At 52.1% G+C, this 7,254-nt stretch carries 4 protein-coding genes; all 4 read right to left on the bottom strand.

The window, feature by feature from the left end; all coding sequences use genetic code 11:
- Position 1 precedes the first annotated feature (1 nt).
- Positions 2 to 2,401 (bottom strand): flagellin N-terminal helical domain-containing protein, encoded by a 2,400-nt coding sequence (locus ACTVDO_RS11315; RefSeq protein ID WP_442901550.1) that lies wholly within the window; start codon positions 2,399 to 2,401, stop codon positions 2 to 4.
- 18 nt (positions 2,402 to 2,419) lie between these two features.
- Positions 2,420 to 2,845 (bottom strand): flagellar export chaperone FliS, encoded by a 426-nt coding sequence (fliS, locus tag ACTVDO_RS11320; protein ID WP_442901551.1) that lies wholly within the window; start codon positions 2,843 to 2,845, stop codon positions 2,420 to 2,422.
- A gap of 56 nt (positions 2,846 to 2,901) precedes the next feature.
- Positions 2,902 to 3,198, bottom strand: coding sequence for an EscU/YscU/HrcU family type III secretion system export apparatus switch protein (locus ACTVDO_RS11325; RefSeq protein WP_442901552.1), 297 nt, complete (start codon positions 3,196 to 3,198; stop codon positions 2,902 to 2,904).
- A partial coding sequence (locus ACTVDO_RS11330) for a hypothetical protein (protein ID WP_442901553.1) occupies positions 3,195 to 7,254 on the bottom strand: 4,060 nt, incomplete at its 5' end. The genes ACTVDO_RS11330 and ACTVDO_RS11325, both read right to left, overlap by 4 nt.

Consider the following 7,254-nt stretch of genomic DNA (forward strand, 5'->3'; position numbering starts at 1 on the left):
ATTAGCTTTGCAACAGCTGCAAAATCCCTTGCGGCAGCTGGTTCGATTGCGCTAGCATCGCCTGCGCCGCCTGCGTCAAAATGTTGTTTTTCGTAAACTCGGCCATCTCCATCGCCATATCGGTATCGCGGATGCGGGATTCGGAGGAGGTTAAGTTTTCCTCTGCTGTCTTTAAGTTGTTGATCGTATGTTCAAGACGGTTTTGAATAGCCCCTAAACTCGACCGTTGTTCCGATACCCGGGCGATGGCATAGTCATAGACTTTTACCGCCGCTGTCGCCTTTTCATGCGTTGTCACGTCAAGAGCGTATTCTGTCGCATCGCCATTGTTGACACCAGCAGCGTTCGTATAGTAGGCAGTGACCGTTTCTCCTAAATGATTGGTGAATGAAACAGCGCTGCTGGCACTGTTGCCGGAGAGTTTTAACGCGAGCGCGCGCATATCATCAATGCCAACGCTTAACATTTGCCCTTCATTGGCGCCGATTTGAATTTTCAGCGACTGGTCGTTCGTTCCTCCCATGATCGTAAAGGAAGCTTCGCCATTTGTCAGCGCGCCAATGTTCATGGTGAGATCGCCGTTATGGAAGCGCAATGTCGTATTGGGAGTAATATTGTTCAACGTCTCTACCTCAACACCGTTTGTGCTCAAGGTCGCTTTCGTTGTCACCGTTGCCCCTACCGTAAACGTCCGTGTTCCTGCCGATAACGTACCGGTTGTAAACGAAACGCCTGTACCGTTGCCAAACGAGTACGTGCCGTTATTGTCGACAATGAGCGTCGGTGCGGCAGACAGAGCGTTACCCGATGCATCGACAAGTGTCGCTGTATACGATGAAGTCGTGCCAACGTCAATCTGTACCGTCGTATTCCCTGTCGTATAATCAGTGATATTGTCGGCTGTATCGATGAAAATACCGCCGTTTAAGGTAAGATTGTCACCTGCATTAAACGTGGTGAAAGTTGTCCCATCAGTCGAGTATTCCAATGTGCTCTGCACGCCGAACGTTGCCGTTTGACTGACATTCGTGTTAGCGTATCCATCATGGTTGATTGTGTAACTAGTCCCATCTGAGTCATTAATAACAACGCTGCCAGCAGCCGTATCCGTTGGAGTAATGGTGGCCGTTCCGATTTGCGTGCCATTTTTCTCTAAAGATAACGCTACGTCGACATCGAACTCGTTGTATTTTCCGTTTTCACTGGATCCAGATAGCCCAGATAGCGCCCCGTTAATATTGGAAATCGTAGTAAAGGAAACGCCGAGCTTGTTGCCGGATAAATCATAAAACTCATAGTTTTGTTGGTTATTATCCAAGATGACTGCTTGGGACAAATTATTCCCGTTTTTATCTTGCAATGTTACCGTGAACTGGCCCGGTGATGTTTCTGCATAGACAAGACGGAAATCCTCATCCTTTAATGAAAACTTGCTTGGGTCAATCGTCACATTGTTAATATACACAGCTGTAGCAGTTCCGCTTCTGACATCGGACGCTTGACTCACTGTTTTAACCGCAAACGTGTCGGACGGGTTTAAATCAGCGTTTGTTGTTGCCAGCTGTACCCCTGTGAGCCCGGTTCCGTCCGCTTGAAAATTGCTCACGTCATTCGTGCGACGAATCACTAAATTCACTGTTCCATCCGATAACGGGGAGTTCGGCGCAATCGATACCGCATCGATGGCGGATGACGATTCCGGATTGTTTGTAATGACTTTTACGTCCTGTTGTTCAATTTTTACCCCGTATGTACTACCGACGGCCAAGCTCGATGTTGGGTCTAGCGTGATTTGTTGCACCCCGCCGGCAACTGTCCCTGTGCTTTGCAGTGATTTTGTCGCGACGTCTTCGATTTTCACTTTATAATCTCCAGCCACCATCGTGCTTTCTGGGTTTAGCTGCAGGCTTGTTCCATCGATCGCTGTGCTACCAGCTGAGAAACTGCCTGTGGCAATTTGTACGCTTCTTGCTTGGTTGGAAACAGACTCATTGAGCAATTTTTTCGTGTTGTACTCGGTGGCATTGGCAATCCGATTAATTTCAGACGTTAACTGGTTAATTTCTTTTTGGATCGCTTCCCGGTCTTCTGACGTATTCGTATCATTCGCCGCCTGCACGGCCAACTCCCGCATTCGTTGGAGAATGCTATGGACTTCGTTGAGCGCTCCTTCCGCCGTTTGGATCATCGAAATCGCATCGAGCGCGTTCCGTTCCGCCATTTGCAAGCCGCGAATTTGCGAGCGCATTTTTTCCGAGATGGCGAGACCCGCCGCGTCATCAGCCGCGCGGTTGATGCGCAGGCCCGATGAGAGACGCTCTAAGTTTTTCGAGATGCTTGACTGGTTAGCCGCCAAATTGCGATAGGCGTTGAGCGCTTGAATGTTATGGTTAATTCGCATGAAAATCCGCTCCTTTGCTTATGATTTCTCGTATGTAATGAATTGTTCGTACGCTGCGGCTTTTTGCCTTTGTGCCGCATGCGCGGAAGGGGCGCCGCTTTTCAGCGCCTCGTTCCATGCCGCAGCGATCGTAGTCGTTAATTGCAACACTTCCTGAACAATTTTCATGTCTTTTTTCATATTCGCCTCGATCAAGCGCTCTGCCATATAGTTGTAGAGCGCATCCAACTGATGGGCGATAATGCCCGCGTCATAGCGCAATCCGACGCCGAGGCGGCGAAGGATGTTGTTTCCTTTTTGCAGCTGCTTGTTGGCTAAAAAGTAGTTCTTTTGTTCAAGGGCCGCAATGGCCTCTTCCAAACATTCCATCAACCCTTCATATAACAATGCTGTCAGCTGTTGTGGGTTTTTTTGATAAATCCATTCTTCGGTTAAAAAGTCCAACGCCGTGCACCCCCATTGGCTCTCTGTCATTTATATCGGCGGTCAATCGACAATGTTTAACGGTTTTTTTCAATTTCTTCAATCAAAATCAAAATTTCGGCAATGACCGCGTACAGCTGTGGCGGAATGCGGTCGCCAAGATCAAGCTGAAGCAAGTTTTGCACGAGCAACGGATCTTCTTGAATCGGGACGTGGTGCTGTTTCGCCAGTTCAATGATTTTCTGCGCCACATGCCCGCTTCCTTGGGCGACAACGGTCGGCGACTGGCCCGACGATTCGTCATAGCGGATGACGGCCGCCGTCGGACCAGTCAGTTGCTTTCGTCTTTTTTGGTTGAAATATTTCGCCATCATATTGTGAAATCGTACCCTCTTTCCGTAAACGGCGCAGATAAACGAGCGGATGGCGCTCGCTTTTCCTCTTCCTGCCGTTTCGTTTCATTCGTCAGTTTCGTCACGTTGACCGATATGACGCGATAGCCGATCTCTTCGAGCCGTTTTTTCGCCGCATCGATGAACGGGGAGGCTTTCTCGGCAAAATCTTCGCGGTCATTGCGAAGCGTAATTGACAAGTGGCGCTCATTGGCTTGAAGCAAAATGCCGAGATCTCCTAACTTTTTCGTCTCTAGCAAGAAATACAGCCGACAATTTTCCCAATCGATTCGCTCGCCATCTTGGCGGGCATTGACATATACGTTAACGTTCCGCACTTCGTTTTGCCATAGCAACGGCAACGAGAAAAACAAACTTTGCATGCCCGCTCCAGCGTCCCATCGGTTTAGCAGTTGCTGGCCCGTCAAATTCGTCAACGCTTGTTCCGCCTGTCGGGCGATGGGCTCATTTCCGCTTTGCGCGAGCTGCAGAAGCATTGCCTTCATGTTCTGTGGCGTCCCTTCCCCGTTGGCATCTTTCTGCACGAGCGACTCAGCCGCCTCATAATCGTGCATGAAGCCAAATCGGCGGAGTGCTTCAAACAATTGCCGCGCCGACGGCCCGTCAACGAACGGTTGCGCCGCTTCGTTCATTTGCCGGAAAAATGTTTCTGACAAATCCCCCTGCGGTTCACCCAAACCAGCGACAAAATGTTTCACTTTTGCTTCAGACGGTTTCAGCACTATGTTCGCGAGGACGTCTTTTACCTCTTTGACAATCGTTCGCGCCCCATGCTCATCCCCTTGTTGAAGCCGTTTTTTCGCCTCAGCCAGCTGGGAGCTTGCTTTCATCAGCCGCTTTTCCGTCACCATATCCGTAAACAGCATGATGTCACTTTTTAAAATGGTGTTGTCCAATTGTTTGATCGCTGTTTCCAACAGCTGCCTTGCCTGCAGGCGGGCGGCTTGCCCACCTTGTTCCGTCCATTGCAGCGCCGTTTCCAAATGACGCATCACATCGCGCTTCACTGTTTGAAAATCACGGGCCGCCTGCGCCATTTTTTTCGTGACCGTTTGCACGAGAAAGTCTTTTGTTTCCAACGACAAACCCGCTTGCCATGCCCCGTCAAATAATGCATCCACATTGGCAGGGCGGTCGTTCAGTGTGGAAGACAACGACGATTCGATCTCGTTCAATGTTTTCAACACCGTTTGCCTTGCGGCGAGCTCCCGCCCTTTTTCCTTCAGTTCCATAGCTTTAGCGAACGCATCGTTCCATGATTGTCTCCAGTGAGGTTGAGAGTGAAGCGCTTCTCTCATCTTCCCCTGAACCACATCCAACGCTTTATCCAATATCGGCTCGTGTTGGAAAAGTTTGATCGCCTGGCGAATCGCTTCATATATCTGTCCAGTTCGTTGTGCTGCATCTGTCTCTTGTACGTTTGCCAGCGGGGCGTGACGTGGTGGTTCGTGTTCAATGACGCTTTCCATCGGCTCTAGCGGTGAAGCTGCAGAAGTCCGCGCTGCTTCTTTCCCCACCGCACCGTCCGCCGTCTCTTGTACGTTTGCCGCCTGCCCCGTGGAAACAGGGGAGGTGGGGCCCACGGTATGGCCAACAGCTGCCATTTGTTCAAGTTGGGCAAGCTGGCGCACAAGATAAGTTTGGGCCAGACGATGTTGGTTGATTTGCTGCAGCCAAATCGTTTCTTTGAGCACCACCTCTACTTTCTGACGGACAACTTCCGGCACCCGGCCGTCTTCGACCAGCCGGCTGCGAATCCGCGGCAACACCACGGACAAATCCCGTGTCCGTGCCGCCTCAGTCCGAATATCCCCAATCTGCTTTGCTAGATCTCTAGGGTCATAGGACATTTGATGTTTGGGCTGCTGCCCTGTCTCTGGGATGCGAACCTCCTGTTCCACCTGCATCAACGCCTGGTTCAACCGCACCCGCGCTTCGCCTTCACGACCTTGGCGCTGCAGTTGAACCACCTCGCGCAACGCGCGGTCAACTCGTTCCGCCACATTCCGATCGACGTCCGGCGCTTCGACTACTTGGCGGCGGGCATATTCCACCGCTTTTGATACGTTTGGTTCACGGGCGATTTGGTCACGTACTTGGTGAATACGGGAAATTGTTTCACCGCTACTTGATGATTTTTCGGTATGAACGGCCTGCACGGTCTCCTCCAACGCCTGGTTCAACCGCACCCGCGCTTCACTTTCACGCCCTTGGCGTTGCAGTTGAACCACCTCGCGCAACGCGCGGTCGACTTGTTCCGCCACATTCCGATCGACGTCCGGCGCTTCGACTACTTGGCGGCGGGCATATTCCACCGCTTTTGATACGTTTGGTTCACGAGCGATTTTGTCACGTACTTGGTGAATACGGGAAATTGTTTCACCGCTACTTGATGATTTTTCGGTATGAACGGCCTGCACGGTCTCCTCCAACGCCTGGTTCAACCGCGCCCGCGCTTCACTTTCACGCCCTTGGCGCTGCAGTTGAACCACCTCGCGCAACGTGCGGTCAACTCGTTCCGCCACATTCCGATCGACATCCGGCGCTTCGACTACTTGGCGGCGGGCATATTCCACCGCTTTTGATACGTTTGGTTCACGGGCGATTTGGTCACGTACTTGCTGGATTCGGGCGGCTGTTTCACTGTTAGTCGACAGTTTTTCGGTACGAACTGCTTGCTCCATCTCGTCGAGTGCTTGAACCAAATGGCGGCGGGCAGACGCTTCCTGGCCATTGGCTCTTAACAGTTGTGCTTCTTTTAAGGCAGCAGCGGCTTTCTCTCGCACTTCCATCGGCACTTGATCACGGTCGACAAGCTGTTCACGCACTTGCGTTAACACTTTGGACAGGTCGAAAGACCGCGCTGCCTCAGTCCGAATATCCCCAATCTGCTTCGCTAGATCTCTAGGGTCATAGGACATTTGATGTTTAGGCTGCTGCCCTGTCTCTGAGATGCGAACCTCCTGTTCCATCTGCATCAACGCCTGGTTCAACCGCACCCGCGCTTCACTTTCACGCCCTTGGCGTTGCAGTTGAACCACCTCGCGCAACGCGCGGTCGACTTGTTCCGCCACATTCCGATCGACATCCGGCGCTTCGACTACTTGGCGGCGGGCATATTCCACCGCTTTTGATACGTTTGGTTCACGAGCGATTTCGTCACGTACTTGCCGAATTCGGGTGGCTGTTTCACCGCCAGTCGACAGTTTTTCGGCACGAACTGCCTGCTCCATCTCGTCGAGTGCTTGAACCAAATGACGGCGGGCAGACGCTTCCTGGCCATTGGCTCTTAACAGTTGTGCTTCTTTTAAGGCAGCGGCGGCTTTCTCTCGGACTTCCACCGGCACTTGATCACGGTCGACAAGCTGTTCACGCACTTGCGTTAACACTTTGGACAGGTCGAAAGACCGCGCTGCTTCGGTTCGGAGCTCACGAAGTTGTTTGGCCACGTTGTCCAATGTTCGGGAAGCTTTCTCACTGACACGATTGCCTTCCTCCGGGGCTCGAACCTCCTGCTCGACCTGCATCAACGCCTGGTTCAACCGCGCCCGCGCTTCACTTTCACGCCCTTGGCGTTGCAGTTGAACCACCTCGCGCAACGCGCGGTCAACTCGTTCCGCCACGCTCCGATCGACGTCCGGCGCTTCGACTACTTGGCGACGGGCATATTCCACCGCTTTTGATACGTTTGGTTCACGAGCGATTTCGTCACGTACTTGCCGAATTCGGGTGGCTGTTTCACCGCCAGTCGACAGTTTTTCGGCACGAACTGCCTGCTCCATCTCCTCGAGTGCTTGAACCAAATGACGGCGGGCAGACGCTTCCTGGCCATTGGCTCTTAACAGTTGTGCTTCTTTTAAGGCAGCGGCGGCTTTCTCTCGCACTTCCATCGGCACTTGATCACGGTCGACAAGCTGTTCACGCACTTGCGTTAACACTTTGGACAGGTCGAAAGACCGCGCTGCTTCGGTTCGGAGCTCACGAAGTTGTTTGGCCACGTTGTCCAATGTTCGGGAA

The sequence above is a fragment of the Geobacillus sp. BK01 genome, assembly GCF_052220245.1.
Classification (GTDB): Bacteria; Bacillota; Bacilli; order Bacillales; family Anoxybacillaceae; genus Geobacillus.